A 17515-nucleotide genomic window follows, 5' to 3' on the forward strand; every position below is an offset into this window, starting at 1 on the left:
ATGGCAAGAGTCATAAGCATGTCAGACGCGATCAACGAGGCAATGAAACTTGCGATGAGAAGGGACGAAAATGTGCTGTTGATCGGTGAGGATGTAGCCGGAGGAGCGGCAGTCGATCATTTGCAGGATGACGAAGCATGGGGCGGCGTATTAGGTGTCACAAAAGGGCTCGTTCAGGAATTTGGACGGAGCAGGGTGCTGGATACGCCCATTTCTGAAGCGGGCTATATGGGCGCCGCTATGGCTGCGGCATCAACAGGGCTGAGACCGATTGCGGAGCTGATGTTTAACGATTTCATCGGCACGTGCTTTGACCAGGTCATCAACCAAGGGGCAAAATTCCGCTATATGTTCGGCGGAAAAGCGCAAGTGCCGATTACCGTCCGCACCACATACGGAGCGGGTTTCCGGGCTGCGGCACAGCACTCTCAGTCGCTGTACGGCCTTTTCACAAGCATTCCGGGGCTGAAGACGGTTGTTCCGTCGAATCCGTATGATGCCAAAGGTCTGCTGCTTGCGGCGATCGAAGACAACGATCCGGTGTTCTTTTTTGAAGACAAAACGTCCTACAACATGAAAGGCGAAGTGCCGGAAGAGTATTACACAATTCCGCTCGGAAAAGCGGACATCAAACGCGAGGGCAGCGACATTACGCTGTTTGCGATCGGCAAGCAGGTCAATACCGCACTCGAAGCGGCAGCACAATTATCAGAAAAAGGCATTGAAGCCGAGGTGCTTGATCCGCGCAGTCTGTCTCCTCTGGATGAGGAAGCGATTTTCACATCGTTAGAAAAAACAAACCGGCTGATCATCATTGATGAAGCCAACCCGCGATGCAGCATAGCCACAGATATAGCCGCGATTGTGGCGGACAAAGGCTTTGATCTGCTGGATGCGCCGATTAAGCGGATTACAGCGCCGCACACACCTGTGCCGTTTTCGCCAGTGCTAGAAGACCAATATTTGCCGACACCAGATAAAATCGTCAGCGTCACGCTTGAATTGCTTGGCGAGCCGGCAGTGAATTAAAGGGGGGACACATATGGCGGTCAAAGTAGTGATGCCAAAGTTGGGAATGGCCATGAAACAAGGAGAAGTATCGATTTGGAACAAAAAAGTGGGAGATCCGGTTGAAAAGGGAGAAAGCATCGCCAGCATTCAGTCGGAGAAAATTGAAATGGAAATCGAAGCGCCTGAAAAGGGCACGCTGATTGATATTAAGGTGAAAGAAGGGGAAGAGGTTCCGCCTGGCACGGCCATTTGCTACATCGGGGACGCTAATGAATCGGTACAGGAAGAAACGGAAGAGCCAGCCGCTGAAGCTAGCAGGCAAGCCAATCCCCAGCCTCCTAAACAGGAGAACAAACCCGCAAACACTAAAAAAGACAGACTGAAAATCTCTCCAGTCGCCAGAAAAATAGCGGAAAAAGCAGGGTTAGACCTGAAAAATCTGAAGGGCACGGGACCGGGCGGACGAATCGTAAAGGATGATGTCACAAAGGCGCTTTCTGAACAAAAAAGGGAACAGGCTGAGCCAGTTTCCGAACAAAAGGCGCAGGAAACGGCAGTTACAGGCATGAGAAAAGTGATCGCGTCCCGAATGCAGGAAAGCTTGGCAAACAGCGCCCAGCTGACGATTACAATGAAGGCTGATATCACGAAGCTGGCAGCTCTTCAAAAACAGCTTTCGCCGACAGCTGAGGAACGGCACGGCACGAAATTGACGATCACTCATTTTGTCTCAAGAGCTGCGGTGCTCGCTCTCCAAGCACACCCTATGCTGAACAGCTTCTACAAAAATGAGCGCATTATCACACATCCTCATGTTCATCTCGGAATGGCTGTTGCTCTTGAAAAAGGGTTGGTTGTGCCTGCCATTCGTCATGCTGAAAAACTGCCGCTGATTGAGCTGGCCAAAACCATTTCAGAAAACGCCAAAAAAGCACGCGAGGGACGTGCGGGGAGCGAAGAATTGCAAGGCTCGACCTTCTCAATCACAAACCTTGGCGCATCCGGCGTGGAGCATTTTACGCCGATATTAAATCCGCCCGAAACAGGCATTCTCGGCATCGGAGCAAGCTTTGACACGCCGGTTTTTCAAGGGGAGGAGATTGTCAGAGGTACGATACTGCCGCTCAGCCTGACGTTTGATCACAGAACCTGTGACGGCGCTCCGGCAGCTGAATTTCTGAAGACGATCAAAACATATCTGGAGGAACCGGCAGCGTTAATTTTATAGAAAAGCAGGTGAAAGAACATGACACTAGCCATTATCGGAGGGGGACCAGCGGGCTATGCGGCAGCAGTCTCAGCGGCACAGCAGGGAAAAAAGGTGCTGCTCATTGACAAAGGCTCACTTGGAGGAACCTGTCTGAATGAAGGCTGCATTCCGACGAAGTCTTTGTTAGAAAGCGCAAATGTGCTCGATAAAATCAAACATGCCGGGCGCTTCGGCATTGAACTTCCGCCCGGTGCAATATCGGTTGATTGGGACAAAATGCAGAGCCGAAAACAGCAGGTTGTCAGCCAGCTTGTCCAAGGCGTACAGTACTTAATGAAAAAAAATCAAATACAAGTCGTGAAGGGAGAGGCCTCCTTTCTTTCTGACAAGAAGCTCTTGATCGAAGGGGAGAACGGAAAAGAAATCAGAGAGGCTGAACAAATATTGATTGCTTCCGGATCAGAGCCGATCCAGCTGCCCTTTGCCCCGTTTGACGGCAAATGGGTGATCGACAGCAAAGATGCACTCGGCCTTTCTGAAATTCCCGGTTCGCTTGTGATTGTCGGCGGCGGTGTGATCGGCTGCGAGTATGCCGGATTGTTCGCCAGACTTGGATCGAAGGTGACGATCATTGAAACGGCCGGCCAGCTGATCCCGGCAGAGGACGAGGATATCGCCCGTCTTTTTCAGGAAAAGCTTGAGGAAGACGGAGTTGAAGTTCACACCTCCTCCCGGTTAGAGCGTGTTGATCAAGCAGCCAAAACGGCGATATGGAAAAGCGGACAGCGTGAGTTTAAGACGAAGGCCGATTATGTGCTGGTGGCGATCGGCAGAAAACCTCGTCTGGATGGATTACAGCTTGACCAGGCGGGAATTGATTTTTCCCAAAAAGGTATTCCCGTAAATGAGCAGATGCAGACCAATGTGCCTCATATCTACGCATGCGGGGACGCCATCGGCGGCATTCAGCTGGCCCATGCTGCTTTCCATGAAGGAATCATCGCAGCTTCACACGCTTCAGGACGCGACGTCAAAATGAACGAAAAAAACGTGCCCCGATGTATTTACACATCGCCGGAAATCGCATGTATCGGATTGACGGAAAAACAGGCAAGACACGTTTACGGAGATGTACAGATTGGTGAATTTCCTTTTTCCGCAAACGGGAAGGCGCTCATCAAACACCAAGCGGAAGGAAAGGTCAAGATCGTGGCGGAACCGGAGTTCGGCGAAATCGTCGGAGTCTCAATGATCGGACCGGATGTGACCGAGCTTATCGGCCAGGCGGCTGCCATCATGAATGGAGAAATGACGGCGGATATGGCAGAGCATTTTATCGCGGCCCATCCGACACTGTCGGAAACGCTGCACGAAGCATTGTTAAGCACAATTGGGCTTGCGGTGCATGCATAACAAGAAAAGCTGGCGAATGCGCCGGCTTTTTTTATTGTTGAAAGCGCTTTAATTTTCCCCTACAATAGATGAAAACGGCGTGTAAGGGAGGAACGATCAAGGAATGAATTCGATCCCGAACGATTTGCAAACCTGGAAACGTTTTGTGAAAGACGGCGTGCTGGACGAAGCCCGAATAAGAAAAAGGATAGCCGAGTCCTGGCACCGCTGCAGAAAGGCTGAGGTTAACCCCTATTTAGAAAAAGGCCCGAAGGTTTTGCAGCAAACGGAACTGGATCAGCAGTTAAACAAGCATTCATTCTTTCTGTCGACCGCAATGCCTTATCTGGAAAAACTGCTGCCCGCCATAAAAGAAATGGAAATGATGGCGCTATTAATTGATGCGGACGGCATGGTGCTGGCGCTTGACGGCCATCGCCGCGCGCTGCATGAAGCCAAACGCATTAATTTTGTCGAAGGCGCGTGCTGGACAGAAACTGCGGTTGGCACCAATGCAATTGGCACGGCGCTTCACATTAGCGAGCCGGTTGTCATTCAAGGATCAGAGCATTATTCTGTCGCCTCCCATCACTGGAATTGCTCAGCAGCACCGATTCATTATGAGGACGGCAGTCTTGCGGGGGTGATTGATATCTCTTGCCCGGCAGCGCACGCACAGCCAAATATGCTCGGCATTGCCGCGGCCATTGCCTTTGCCGCGGAAAGGGAATTGGCAGCCAAAAGCAGGGAGAAAGAGCTTGAACTGCTCAGCCGCTTTGCCGATAGGGCAGCGTCCCGTGTGCCGATCGTGCTTTGCAATGCCAAACAGCACATCATCGGCGCAAGCCTGCCGATACGAACGTCAATACCGGATTGGCAAGGCCGGCATCTTTATGAGTTGAAGGAAAGAGGTTTTACGATCGAAAAAGCGGTCACCATGGGGAACAGCGGCACTTGTTTTTATTTATCGGAACAAAAGAAAAAGCCGGCCTTTCGATTCAATGGAGTCCTTGGACAAAGCAGGCAATCGCAAGCGATGCTCAAAAGCCTTGAACGAGCGGCCGCGGCTGATGCGACAGTTTGCCTGTCGGGCGAAACCGGCACGGGGAAGGAAGTCGCGGCCCGCGCGCTTCATGAAAACAGCGACCGTAAGAACGGCCCGTTTGTGGCCGTGAATTGCGGAGCGGTCCCGTCGGATTTAATCGAAAGCGAGCTGTTCGGCTATGCAGAAGGCGCTTTTACAGGAGCGAAACGAGATGGCTACAAAGGCGCCTTCCAAAAAGCGAATCACGGCACCTTATTTCTAGATGAAATCGGAGAAATTTCCCACTCGATGCAGGTGGCGCTTTTACGGGTGCTTCAGGAACGCAAGATTACACCGGTCGGCGGGACAAAAGAAATCCCGGTTGATATCAGAGTGATTGCTGCCACACATTGTGATTTGCGTGAACTCGCAGAAAGCGGAAAAATCAGAGAGGACCTGTTTTACCGCCTTCATGTCTACCCGATTCAGCTTCCTCCGCTGCGGAACCGTCTCGAAGATATTGAGGCCCTCTTTGCGTACTACACACAGAAAAATGGATGGCCGGGAGAGCTTCCGCCTGCCTTTTTGGACGTACTGAAGCAATGGAAGTGGCCGGGGAATATTCGCGAGCTGTTTAATGTCTTTGAACGCCTTTCCATCAGGTTTCCGGACGGACGGCTGAGTGACGAGCCGCTTTCCTTATTGCTCGAAGCGTCGGGCTTGCCGATCGGCCCCGTAAAAGAAAAGGGGGCTGAAACAAAGGCGCTTAATCTCCGTGAGCAAATTCAAAAAGATATCCTCATCAATGCGCTTGAAACGGCAAAAGGAAACGTCTCCCAAGCCGCGAAAATCAGCGGCATTCCGCGCAGCACCTTCTACAAACGATTGAAAAAATTTAATATGACCGCTGGATCATAAAGCATACTTATTTCAAGAAATGGAAACGTTATGGGTGAAGGAGGGTGTTGAGATGAATATACAGAGAGCGAAAGAAATCGTGGAATCACCGGATATGAAGAAAGTAACGTATAACGGAGTTCCGATTTACATTCAGCATGTGAATGAAGAAACCGGAACAGCGAGAATTTATCCGCTGGATGAACCGCAGCAGGAGCATGAAGTGCTGCTGAACAACTTAAAAGAGGATTAAACAAACATGGCCCGCTTTCATAAGCAGGCCATTTTGTTATGCTCGCGGCGCAAATAAGATCACACAAACACCGATCAGACAAATCAGTGCGCCGATCCAGTCATACAGATCTGGAGTTTTCCGATCGACAAGCCACCCCCAAAAGACAGCTAGTACGATGAACACCCCTCCATAAGCGGCGTATACACGGCCGAAGGAAGGGAAGGATTGAAACGTCGGGAGAATGCCGTATACAATCAATATCAGCGCCCCGGCTGCCCCGTATCCGACGGGCTTCGCTTCTCTCAGCCACAGCCAAATCAAATAGCCTCCGCCAATTTCAGCAAGTCCCGCCGCGAGAAATAAAAGAATGGTCATCAGCATCACGCGCACCCCTCAAACTTCAATTACATTTCATTATAAAGGAGAGAGAGGTGTTAAAGCTTTGGATTCTCTTCAAATTCCTTCAAATACACACTGCGCTGAATCTCTGTAAACTGGCTGATCCAATTGTTTTTCGCCTCTTCCGTCATATGGGGCAGCATATAACGTTCAACCGCTTCGAAAAATAATGGATTGGCTATGATGTTCCAAGTCGGAATACGAACGATCTTGCCGTCATTCTTCTCAATGATAATATCCTCAAAGAAAATCCCTTTCAAACTGTATTGGTGGCGTCCCATATAAATGCGCTTGATTTCAGTAAAAGGCACGCTGCGTTTTTTTGTGAAGATTTCCCCATCAGGCCCTTGTTTAATACGAAAAATAACATGTCCTCGGCTTGTGAACGCCGGTAAAACCATAGAAAATGTGATCAAGCCATAGACAATCGCCATCAATCCGCCGCCAAAATAAAGCAGAGAGTACTTGGATTCGAACGTAATGGCTTCTGACACCAGCCACACGCCTGCAATCACGGCGCCGCCTGTTGCGAGAAACAGCCAGATTCTGAAAAACATTCTGCTTTTGACTTCGATATCATGTGATTCCAATGTGCTGCTCCTAAAGCTTCGGATGATTCTCAAATTCTTTTAAATACACATTGCGCTGAATCTCTGTAAACTGACCGATCCAATTCGTTTTCGCTTCATCATTCATATGTGGGACAATATAACGTTCAACCGCTTCAAAAAACAAAGGGTTTGGGATGATGTTCCAAGTCGGGATGCGAATTGTTTTGTGGTCAGTTGTTTGAATTATGACATCTTCCTGAAAAATCCCTTTTAAGCGGTATTTATTGCGATTCATTTCAATTTTCTTGATATCGGCAAATTTCACAGCTGCTTTGTCAGTGAATATCTCACCATCTTTTCCGGTTTTAATACGGAAGATGATATTTCCCCTAGGGGTAAAGGCAGGAAAAAAGATGATAAATAAATATAAACAAAACAAGGTGAATAGAAAACCTGCTGGAATGGCTAGGAGATAATATTTCGTTTGAAAGGTAATCCCCATATAAAACAGCCATAAACAAGCAAGCCCCATACCGGCAGATCCGACAAAAGCCCATATTCTCAGGAACATTCTGCTTTTGACTTCGACTACTTGATTTTCCAATGCTCTTCTCCTTTTATCAATTCAGATTCTCGTTCGGTTTTGAAATGATTTGATTCACAACATACTTATGAGCAGCCATGACAGTAAATTCATTCTGGGTGATACCCGTTACAAGCCAAGTATGGCGGGTGCCGGGCAGGATAAAAGCCATGTCATCTACTTCCGGTGCGTTATCTTTATCGTAAGACAGGCGCATCAGCGTATCCATCTTTCCTTTGCGTAATGACAAATCATTTATAAACCGGGTAATGTCCTCCTGGTAGTCGTGCTTTCCAAGGAATTCCTTCAGGTATGAGGGAGTCTCGGAAGCACCTTCCAGAAGTGCTTCAAATTCTTTTGATGTCAAAGTCAGGATAGATTCGCTTTTATCCTCGGTATCTATTATATTTAAAAACTCAGCTGTTTTTGTAAGTAATCCGTCGCTTGATTCCATTTTTTTTATGCTATGTACTTGCTCATCAAAAAGAAGCTCATGGGAGTAGGTGCCGAATTTTGAAACATGGCAGGAAACATTCCGTTCGCTGCCTTGCTCGTCAAACTTGGAAAGCTTCACTGTATAGTCCGCGTCATTTAATACGTGGATAAACGGGCAATACTCGTCCTTTAACCTGTATTGATGATTCCGATATTCAGCAGCATCCTTCGCCAAAAGCGAACGGCAGGCCGCTTCAAATAAAAATCCGAGCTGCTCATCTTCTATTTCAGGAAAATAGGCTTGCTTCAGTGACATGCCCTGTTCAAAAAAGCCTTCGCTGTAAAAACAAAATATGAGCTCCTCTAAGCTGATCGTAAACTGATTCATGGTTTATTCTCCTATCCGAATGAAAGTTTGCCTTTAAGGAAATGGGTTGCGCCGTGTATGAGCGAGTCCGCCGTTTTCTTTGCTTTGGCCATTCCTTTATGAATTGTTTTATTGGCCGCATCTATGCCGTCATTCACCGTTTTTACGACTTTGCCGGCCGCTTCCAGCCCCTTTTTGGCAGTATTTACAACAGCATGAATCGGTTCTTTCAGCTTTAAGGCTGCCTTTTCGGCGAAACCTGCCGTAAATTTGGCAATTTGTTCTCCTACCACTCCGCCAACATAAGAGCCAACTGCGCCAAGGAGGACAGTACCAACAGGGCCTGCAAAACTTCCGATCGCCCCGCCTATTACAGCGCCTGCCGTTGCGCCGCCAGCGACAAAAATAGTGTTATTCACTGCATTGCCTACAGCTTTTGCATTTTCCCGTTTGAGCACTTCGGGTTTGTCTTCGTATTTTGCGTAATTTTCTGCGATCTTTAAGCCTGCTCCAAACGTTTCTGTCGCTCCGGTTATGAGTGTCGCTGTAATGGCATTTCCTTTTGCGAATTTCAAACCTGTTTTTCCGACATCCTTCAGTGTTGAGCGTACGCCGGCTTCATTAACAAATCCTCTTGTATAGCTCCTTACGCTGTTTGAAAAATCCACCGTGTCCTGCGGAAAGTATTTTGTAAACTTTTTATGTACCAAATCAGAAAATGGCCGGTTTGTCTTTTTAAACAGATATTTTGGGTTCAAAAGCACTCTGGCTGCTTTTTGATAACGGGAGCTGTCTACTGCTCTGGAAATGTCCAATAGAAGCTTTGAATGCCGTGCAGTATGTAAGCCGCTTGGCTGTTTCACAAACTTTGTAAGCCCTAATCCGTAGTATTTTCCCTGGGTCAGCATCAGGGCGGTTAAGCTTGTCATCGTTCCGTATTTGTCGTAAGCGTTATAAAGCTTTCGTAAAATATTGTCTTGCTCAACAAATTTGTCACTCGTTTTTCTGATGAATATCTCATTGTCACTCAGCTTGCTGACGAGTGCTTTTCCTGAGCTCCAAGCATCCCCAACCCCCGAAAAACAGCTGCTGTAGCGGGGATCGCATTGTAAAATCAGCTGTCCCAGCTCCGCATGCAAATCCTTATATTTGTTTTCCATATCAGTTAATTCTGTGACCACATCATTTGCCAGCTGTTCAAGCTTATCCGGATCAACTGCAATGTTTCCTGACACGCTATTCACCTCTCGAGTTTATGTCTTTCCTCTCTTGCTTTTCTTTCTAATTCTTCCATTCTGGCAATCTCAGCTTTTCGTTCTTCTATTTTTACGGCAGCTGCCTTAAGTTCCTGGCTTGTTTCAAGCAGCTCCTGTTCGAACTGATCGTAGGCGGCTTTTGTTTCCTCGAAATCCTGGTCGAATGTGTCTCTTGCTTTTCCCTGCCACGCATCGCCCAATGCAGATAACCGGGAGTCAAGGAGCATTTTTGAGCTTCTGACCTCTTCTGCGGCTGCACTGTACTGATTTGCAAGCTCGATGACTTTATGTGAGTCCAACTTTTGTCCCCTGCCTTTCCTAAATTAACGCACAAATGGATGTTTTATATAAATGATTATAAATAATTCGGCATGTATCCGAATCGTACAAAAGAACCTTTTCATAAGAATTGGAAGGGCGTATATTCACTCAAATTTCACAGATGATGAGACTTTGAGATTACAAAAAAGGTAAAAAAATCAAATTGTTGAACTGATAGATAAGTGAGAAATTTCCCGCTCGATGGGAAAAAAAACTAAAACTGATCAAATGACCTAAGTGCGCCAAAAGCATTACGAGACAAGCTGTCACATGATATAAATAAAATGTAAACGTTATCAAGGAGGTCGTCATATGAAGAAAAAATCATTCTCAATCGTAATAGCGGGCGGAGGGAGCACATTTACTCCCGGGATTGTTCTGATGCTCTTAGACCATTTGGATGAGTTTCCGATCAGAAAGCTGAAGCTGTATGACAATGATAAGGAAAGACAGGAGCGGATCGCGGGGGCCTGTGACGTTTTTATCAGAGAAAAAGCACCCGAAATTGAATTTACAGCGACGACTGACCCGGAAGAAGCTTTTACAGACGTTGATTTTGTCATGGCACACATCAGGGTAGGGAAATACGCGATGCGTGCGCTTGATGAACAAATTCCGCTGAAGTACGGAGTTGTGGGCCAGGAGACGTGCGGACCGGGCGGTATCGCATACGGTATGCGTTCAATTGGCGGCGTGCTTGAAATATTAGATTACATGGAAACATACTCGCCAGATGCGTGGATGCTGAATTACTCCAACCCGGCGGCGATTGTGGCGGAAGCAACGAGACGCCTCAGACCGAACTCGAAAATCCTCAACATCTGTGATATGCCGGTCGGTATCGAAGACCGTATGGCGCAAATTCTCGGCCTGTCCTCAAGAAAAGAAATGAAGGTCCGGTATTATGGATTAAATCATTTCGGCTGGTGGACATCCATTCAGGATCAAGAGGGCAATGATTTAATGCCGAAGCTGAAGGAACATGTGTCTCAGTACGGGTATATTCCGAACGCAGAGTCCGAGGCGGTGGAGGCGAGCTGGAATGACACGTTCGCAAAAGCGCGTGACGTGCAGGCCGCCGATCCGGACACATTGCCGAATACGTATTTACAATATTATCTGTTCCCGGATGACATGGTGAAAAAATCAAACCCGAACCATACGCGGGCAAACGAAGTCATGGAAGGACGCGAAGCCTTTATTTTCAGCCAATGCGACATGATTGCACGCGAGCAGTCCTCTAAAAACAGCGAAATCAAAATAGACGATCACGCGTCATATATCGTCGATCTTGCCCGCGCCATTGCCTACAATACAGGTGAAAGAATGCTTTTAATTGTTGAAAATAACGGCGCAATCGCAAACTTTGACCCGACAGCGATGGTAGAGGTGCCGTGTATCGTCGGCTCAAACGGGCCTGAACCGATCACAGTCGGAAACATTCCGCAGTTCCAAAAAGGACTGATGGAACAGCAGGTATCAGTTGAAAAATTGACAGTTGAGGCGTGGACGGAAAAATCATTCCAAAAGCTATGGCAGGCGCTCATTCTCTCAAAAACAGTGCCGAACGCCCGTGTGGCAAGGCTTATTCTCGAAGATTTATTGGAGGCCAACAAAGATTTCTGGCCTGAGCTTGATCAAAGCCCGAGCCGTATCTCATAACTGAAAAATCCCCCATTTTCGAAATCTATATTGTATATAATAGAAAGAAAATGGGGGGATCTGATATGCAGCTCGAAGAATTGATTAATCAGCATTACAGTAAATTAAATGACAATGATTTTCATATTTTGAAATATATATTGAATCACAAGAACACGTGCTATCGTCTTGGAATCGATGCCCTTGCGAAAGCATGCAGCGTATCGCGTTCCTCGATTTTGCGTCTTGCCCAAAAGCTCGGTTTCAGCGGCTACAGTGAATTTCGCGTTTTTTTGAAGTGGGAAGATCAGCCGGAAGAAGGCGAGAGTATGAGTTTTCAAAAGCTGCTGGATGATATTGAAGCAAATTTGAAATTTATAAGGACAAAGGACATGACGGACATGTGCCAGCTGATTGATGAAGCGGACCGCATTTTCGTGTATGGGTCCGGAACGGCGCAAAAGATATGCGCCCATGATTTGCAAAGAATGTTTATCCCTCTCAATAAGTATCTGATTTTAATCGAGGGCAGAAATGAATTTGACCAGATGCAGGATGATTTTAAGGTGAATGACCTGTTTATCATCATTTCGCTGTCCGGAGAAACGCCTGAACTGATTCCGCAGGCAAGGATGCTTTCCGCAAAGGGAGTTCCCTTTATTTCCATTACGAATTTGAAAAACAATGTCCTCGCCCAGCTCACACCGCATAATCTTTATGCGACAAGCAAGCCCGTGACATTGAGTGATAAAAAAGAAATTGTCGCTTTTGCGCCGTTTTTTCTCGTTGGCGAAGCATTGTTCCGCGCATATGTTGATTACAAAGAAGCTGAAACAAACGACATTGAGTAGCAGGGGGTTTTGGTATGATGCAAAAAGTCCAGCGCTTTGGAAGCGCAATGTTTGTGCCTGTATTATTATTTGCGTTCGCCGGCATTATCGTGGGTGTCAGCACGCTTTTCAAAAACGAAACCCTGATGGGGCCGCTCGCTGATCCTGACGGGTTTTGGTATCAGTGCTGGTATATCATTGAGCAAGGCGGCTGGACGGTGTTTAATCAAATGCCGCTTTTATTCGCCATCGGCATTCCAGTCGCTTTGGCGAAAAAAGCTCAGGCGCGCGCTTGTTTGGAAGCGCTTACGGTTTATTTGACGTTTAATTACTTTGTCAGCTCAATCCTGACAGTCTGGGGAGGCGCCTTTGGCGTCGACATGAATCAAGAGGTCGGCGGAACGAGCGGATTAACGATGATTGCCGGCATTAAAACGCTTGATACCAACATTATTGGGGCAATCTTTATTTCTTCCATTGTCGTATTTTTGCATAACCGCTATTTTGATAAAAAACTGCCTGATTTTCTCGGCATCTTTCAAGGCTCCACGTATATCGTCATGATTTCCTTCTTCATTATGATTCCGGTCGCTCTGGCCGTGTCTTTTATCTGGCCGATGGTCCAAACGGGAATCGGGTCGCTTCAAAGCTTTCTTGTCGCTTCCGGGGCGGTGGGCGTTTGGATTTACACATTTTTGGAACGGATTTTGATTCCGACCGGTCTTCATCATTTTATTTACACGCCGTTCATCTACGGCCCGGCTGTGGCGGAAGGCGGGATCGTCACGTATTGGGCGCAGCACCTTGGTGAATATTCACAAAGCGCCAAACCGCTGAAGGAGCTGTTCCCGCAAGGCGGATTCGCGCTTCACGGCAATTCAAAAATCTTCGGCATTCCGGGGATTGCGCTCGCGTTTTATGTCACAGCCAAAAAGGAAAAGAAAAAACTCGTTGCCGGCCTGCTGATTCCTGTCACACTCACGGCGATCGTCGCCGGCATCACAGAGCCGATTGAGTTTACTTTCTTATTCATCTCTCCTTTCCTATTTGCGGTTCACGCCGTACTCGCCGCGACAATGTCGACGGTCATGTATATGGCCGGTGTTGTCGGAAACATGGGGGGCGGGTTAATTGAGGCGGTTACCCTGAACTGGATTCCGCTCTTTGGCAGCCACGGTATGACGTATGTGTATCAAATTCTGATTGGACTCTCATTTACTGCCATTTATTTTTTCGTCTTCCGATTTCTGATCCTCAAATTCAATATTGCCACACCGGGACGGGAAATTGACGATCAGCAGGAAACAAAGCTGTATTCGAAACAAGAATACAGAGAAAGAAAAAACAAAAAGGATGAAACAGCATCCGCTGCAGAAACGGCAGATGAAACCGCTGCATTGTACATCGAAGCGTTAGGCGGAAAAGACAATATCACCGAGGTCACAAACTGCGCCACCCGCCTCAGAGTCAGCGTCAAGGATGAAAAAAAGGTCGAACCCGACAGCGTCTTCCGCGCGCTTGGCGCACACGGCGTCGTCAGAAACGGAAAAGCGTTTCAGGTGATTATCGGATTGAGTGTGCCGCAGATGCGGGAGCGTGTGGAAAAACTATTAGACCAATAAAGCAGACCCTCCTTTTTGGGAGGGTTTTCGTTTGCCGTCAAAAAGACCATCATAGTAAAGTAAAGAAAGAGACAATCGAGTATAAGGGATTTGGAGGCTTTTACATGTCAAAGGCTTTATCATATTTAAAACCATACTCACTTCTGGTGGGAATTGCGCTGATTCTCATGCTGACGGAACTCGCGGTTGAACTGGTACAGCCTCTATTGATCGCAAAAATCATCGACGATGGGATTTTGAAGCAAGACATGCGGCACGTTTGGATATGGGGTGCGGTCATGATCGGACTGACCATTTTATCATTTGCGGCGGGTATGCTGAATTCCTTTTATGCTGCCCATGTGAGCCAAAGCTTTTCCTACGATACGAGAAAAGGGCTTTTTCAAAAAATCCAGTCCTTCTCTTATTCAACATTTGGACAGTTTTCGTCCTCATCCTATATGACAAGGCTGACAAACGATGTAACACAGGTGCAAAACCTGATTTTTATGAGTCTGAGGTTTATGCTGCGTGCGCCGCTAATGATTGTGGGCGGCATTGCGCTGTCACTCGCTGTTAATGTGAAGCTCGGCTTTTTTCTTCTTGTGACGATTCCGATCCTGATTTTGTTTTTGCTTTGGGTACTGAAAAAGGGCGGGGCGCTGTTCCGGTCTGTGCAGAAACGGCTGGATCAGGTGAATACGATCATGCAGGAGAATTTAACCGCGATCAAGCTGATTAAAGCGCTGCTGCGCGGAAGCCATGAGGTCAAGAGATTTATCAAAGCAAACACGATGCTGATGGAAAAAACGGTCTCGGCATTTCAGCTTGTAGAATTTACGATGCCTGTGCTGATGCTGCTGATGAACCTCTGTATTCTTTTTATTTTATGGGCGGGAGCTCACAGCATCACAAGCGGAGGTTCTCAGGTCGGCGATGTCGTTGCGGTGATTAACTATGCGACACGAATTACGGGTGCGCTTTCTATGTTCCCGTTTTTGATTATGATTTTCACCCGGGCAAAAGCCTCAGGCGACAGAATCGGCGAAGTGCTTGAAACAGAAGGTGACGAGCAGGAGGAAGGATTACTCTCAGCTCGCTTGTCAGGCCGAATTGACTTTCAGGATGTGTCCTTCCGATATCCGGATATGGACAGAGAAGCGCTGCGCAATGTCTCATTTTCCGCAAAGCCGAAAGAAACGATCGCGATTCTCGGGGCGACAGGATCAGGGAAATCGACGCTTTTTCAGCTCATTCCGCGGCTTTATCAGCCGGATTCGGGCAGCATTTACATAGATGAAAAGCCTATTGATGACTTTCCGGCGGAGGGCCTTCGCAAGCAAATTGGATTTGTGCCCCAGGAAGTGCTCTTGTTCTCAGGCACTATCAAAGAAAATATTGCTTGGGGCAAAGAAAATGCTTCACTTGATGAAATAATGGAAGCGGCCAAACATGCGCAAATCCATGAAACGATCATGAAGCTTCCGAAGGGATATGATACCGTCCTGGGACAAAGAGGCGTCAATTTGTCCGGCGGCCAAAAGCAGCGGATTTCTATTGCAAGGGCACTGATCAGAAAACCATCCATCCTTCTTTTGGATGACAGCACAAGCGCGCTTGACCTGCAAACGGAAGCGAATTTGCTTGAGGCGATCAGCACATATGAGTGCACAACCTTAATCATTACACAAAAAATAACAACGGCCATGAAAGCTGATGAAATCTTGCTGCTCGAGGATGGAGAGCTGATAGAGAAAGGTACACACAGCCAGCTGCTTTCTGACTCACATTTATATAAGCGCATTTACGAGTCACAATTCGGAAGGGAGGGGAGCGAGTCGTGCTGAAAGATATCCGCAAGCCTTTCCAATATCCCAAAATCCCAATCGATAAAAAAGAACGCGCCAAAAAAAGAGCGAAAGCAAAGGATACAAAAGGCACCCTGAGACGAATCTGGTCTTACCTGGCAGAACGAAAAGGGCTGCTTATACTCGTTATGCTGATGGTCGTAATCAGCGCGATATTCGGGCTCCTCGGCCCCTTTGTGATCGGAAAAGCTATCGACCATTTCATCGTCGGCCAGACGGTCAGCGGGCTTATTCCCGTTCTGCTCATTCTGCTTGGCATATATCTCATTCAATCTTTATCACTCTGGTTTCAAAACTATTGGATGATCACGATTTCGCAAGGCACTGTCTTTAGAATGCGAAGCGAGCTGTTCACCCATCTGCATGAACTGCCGATCCCGTTTTTTGATAAACAGCGGCATGGCGAGCTGATGAGCCGGGTGACCAATGACATCGAAAATGTCAGCTCCACTTTAAATACGTCAGTGATTCAAATTCTGTCGAGTGTCATCACCTTCGTCGGAACGATTGCCGTCATGCTGTATATGAGTCCGCTGCTGACGGTGATCACGCTGACGATCATTCCGGTAATGGCGGTGAGTCTGAAATGGATCACAAACCGTACGGGAAAACTGTTTAAAGAACAGCAAAAAAATCTTGGCGAGCTGAACGGATATATTGAAGAAAGCATTTCAGGCGCAAAGGTCATCAAAGCGTATTCACGGGAAGACCAGATTACAGCTGAGTTTCTGGAAAAAAACGCAGCACTCAAGACTTCAGGCTTCTGGGCACAGACGATTTCCGGCTTTATCCCGAAAGTGATGAACTCTTTAAACAATTTAAGCTTTACGATCATTGCTGCAATCGGCGGACTATTTGCGCTGAAAGGCTGGATATCCATCGGCACCATCGTTGTCTTTGCCGAGTACTCAAGACAGTTCACGCGTCCATTAAATGATCTGGCCAATCAGTTTAATACGATGCTGTCCGCTATTGCCGGCGCTGAACGGGTGTTTGACGTACTGGATGAAAAAGAGGAGCGTGAGGATGAAAAGAATGCCCTGCATCAGCCGATACAAACAGGCAGCATTGAATTCCAAAATGTTTCCTTCGGCTACGAGGAAAACAATCAGACACTGAAACACCTCCAATTCACAGTGCCGGCCGGGCAGTCAATCGCCTTTGTCGGCCCCACGGGAGCGGGAAAAACCACTGTGACCAATCTGCTTGCCCGTTTTTATGAGCCCAATGAGGGGAGCATTTTCATTGACGGGATTGATATTAAAAAGCTGACAAGGGCCAGCCTGAGAAAAAACATGGGGTTTGTGCTTCAGGATTCGTTCTTGTTCCAAGGCACGATTAGAGAAAATATCCGCTACGGCAGGCTCGATGCCTCCGATCAGGAAGTCGAGGCGGCAGCAAAAACAGCGAATGCCCACAGCTTTATTGAGCGGATGCCAAACGGATATGATACAGTGCTGACGCAAAACGGCTCGGGCATCAGTCAAGGACAGAAACAATTGATCTCCATAGCAAGAGCCGTGCTGGCCGATCCGGTTCTGCTCATTTTGGATGAAGCGACAAGCAACATTGATACCGTAACAGAAGTGAAAATCCAAGAAGCGCTTGCCCGTTTAATGGAGGGGAGAACGAGCGTCATCATTGCTCACAGGCTGAATACCATTCAAAGAGCGGATCAGATTGTCGTATTAAAAGACGGCGAAATGATTGAAAAAGGCAGCCATGATCAGCTGGTACGCCAAAAAGGATTTTACAGTGACTTATACGAAAGCCAATTTCAGAAATAAAGAAAAAGACCTTTGTCCTGTACAAAGGTCTTCAGGCTGTCGAGAAAATCTCGACAGCCTTTATTTTTTCTTAAAATATCCATTCTCATGTAATAAAATAAAAGAAA

The 17515-nt window shown here is 47.3% G+C and carries 16 protein-coding genes; 10 read left to right on the forward strand and 6 right to left on the reverse strand.

Annotated elements, in window-relative coordinates:
- The 5 genes from acoB to MTN95_RS14865 all read left to right on the forward strand — a co-directional run bounded on the left by acoB (position 1) and on the right by MTN95_RS14865 (position 5787).
- Positions 1 to 1029, forward strand: coding sequence for an alpha-ketoacid dehydrogenase subunit beta (acoB, locus tag MTN95_RS14845; RefSeq protein ID WP_248338770.1), 1029 nt, complete (start codon positions 1 to 3; stop codon positions 1027 to 1029).
- 13 nt (positions 1030 to 1042) lie between these two features.
- Positions 1043 to 2239, forward strand: a complete 1197-nt coding sequence (locus tag MTN95_RS14850) for a dihydrolipoamide acetyltransferase family protein (RefSeq protein ID WP_248338772.1) — start codon at positions 1043 to 1045, stop codon at positions 2237 to 2239.
- Positions 2240 to 2257: 18 nt separating this feature from the next.
- Positions 2258 to 3634: a dihydrolipoyl dehydrogenase gene (gene lpdA, locus MTN95_RS14855; protein WP_101863598.1), complete on the forward strand. Its 1377-nt coding sequence runs from the start codon at positions 2258 to 2260 to the stop codon at positions 3632 to 3634.
- A 103-nt stretch (positions 3635 to 3737) separates the two neighbouring features.
- Positions 3738 to 5555 carry an acetoin dehydrogenase operon transcriptional activator AcoR gene (gene acoR, locus MTN95_RS14860; protein ID WP_248338775.1) on the forward strand — a complete coding sequence of 606 codons (1818 nt, stop codon included), beginning with the start codon at positions 3738 to 3740 and terminating at the stop codon, positions 5553 to 5555.
- A gap of 52 nt (positions 5556 to 5607) precedes the next feature.
- Entirely contained in the window at positions 5608 to 5787 is a 180-nt protein-coding gene (locus MTN95_RS14865; RefSeq protein ID WP_010333419.1) for a small acid-soluble spore protein H, read from the forward strand.
- A gap of 36 nt (positions 5788 to 5823) precedes the next feature.
- On the opposite strand, the gene MTN95_RS14870 is transcribed toward MTN95_RS14865, so the two are convergent.
- Genes MTN95_RS14870 through MTN95_RS14895 form a run of 6 tightly spaced genes read right to left on the reverse strand, consistent with a single transcriptional unit; the run spans position 5824 to position 9659 of the window.
- A complete protein-coding gene (locus MTN95_RS14870; RefSeq protein WP_081638253.1) occupies positions 5824 to 6153 on the reverse strand; it encodes a YnfA family protein in 330 nt (109 codons plus the stop codon).
- 50 nt (positions 6154 to 6203) lie between these two features.
- Positions 6204 to 6758, reverse strand: coding sequence for a YfjD family protein (locus tag MTN95_RS14875; protein WP_227599247.1), 555 nt, complete (start codon positions 6756 to 6758; stop codon positions 6204 to 6206).
- A 10-nt stretch (positions 6759 to 6768) separates the two neighbouring features.
- Positions 6769 to 7323 carry a YfjD family protein gene (locus tag MTN95_RS14880; RefSeq protein ID WP_082687921.1) on the reverse strand — a complete coding sequence of 185 codons (555 nt, stop codon included), beginning with the start codon at positions 7321 to 7323 and terminating at the stop codon, positions 6769 to 6771.
- A gap of 16 nt (positions 7324 to 7339) precedes the next feature.
- On the reverse strand, positions 7340 to 8125 hold the full coding sequence (locus MTN95_RS14885; protein ID WP_248338777.1) for a hypothetical protein: 786 nt from the start codon (positions 8123 to 8125) through the stop codon (positions 7340 to 7342).
- Positions 8126 to 8136: 11 nt separating this feature from the next.
- Complete coding sequence (locus MTN95_RS14890) at positions 8137 to 9339, reverse strand: hypothetical protein (protein ID WP_248338779.1); 1203 nt, start codon at positions 9337 to 9339, stop codon at positions 8137 to 8139.
- Between the two features lie 5 nt (positions 9340 to 9344).
- Positions 9345 to 9659 (reverse strand): WXG100 family type VII secretion target, encoded by a 315-nt coding sequence (locus MTN95_RS14895; RefSeq protein WP_024120614.1) that lies wholly within the window; start codon positions 9657 to 9659, stop codon positions 9345 to 9347.
- Between the two features lie 334 nt (positions 9660 to 9993).
- Here MTN95_RS14895 and glvA point away from each other — a divergent pair, with 334 nt between their 5' ends.
- The 5 genes from glvA (at position 9994) to MTN95_RS14920 (ending at position 17408) form a co-directional block, all read left to right on the forward strand.
- Positions 9994 to 11343 carry a maltose-6'-phosphate glucosidase gene (glvA, locus tag MTN95_RS14900; RefSeq protein WP_044163674.1) on the forward strand — a complete coding sequence of 450 codons (1350 nt, stop codon included), beginning with the start codon at positions 9994 to 9996 and terminating at the stop codon, positions 11341 to 11343.
- A gap of 65 nt (positions 11344 to 11408) precedes the next feature.
- Positions 11409 to 12173, forward strand: a complete 765-nt coding sequence (locus MTN95_RS14905) for a MurR/RpiR family transcriptional regulator (protein ID WP_105954841.1) — start codon at positions 11409 to 11411, stop codon at positions 12171 to 12173.
- A gap of 14 nt (positions 12174 to 12187) precedes the next feature.
- Positions 12188 to 13774: a PTS maltose transporter subunit IIBC gene (malP, locus tag MTN95_RS14910; protein WP_059291626.1), complete on the forward strand. Its 1587-nt coding sequence runs from the start codon at positions 12188 to 12190 to the stop codon at positions 13772 to 13774.
- 104 nt (positions 13775 to 13878) lie between these two features.
- Entirely contained in the window at positions 13879 to 15600 is a 1722-nt protein-coding gene (locus MTN95_RS14915; RefSeq protein WP_248338781.1) for an ABC transporter ATP-binding protein, read from the forward strand.
- Positions 15594 to 17408 (forward strand): ABC transporter ATP-binding protein, encoded by a 1815-nt coding sequence (locus MTN95_RS14920; RefSeq protein ID WP_227599244.1) that lies wholly within the window; start codon positions 15594 to 15596, stop codon positions 17406 to 17408. Before MTN95_RS14915 ends, MTN95_RS14920 begins: the two co-directional genes overlap by 7 nt.
- The last annotated feature ends 107 nt before the right edge of the window (positions 17409 to 17515 follow it).

Origin of the sequence: Bacillus sp. 2CMS4F (assembly GCF_023161785.1) — a bacterium.
GTDB lineage: Bacteria > Bacillota > Bacilli > Bacillales > Bacillaceae > Bacillus > Bacillus halotolerans.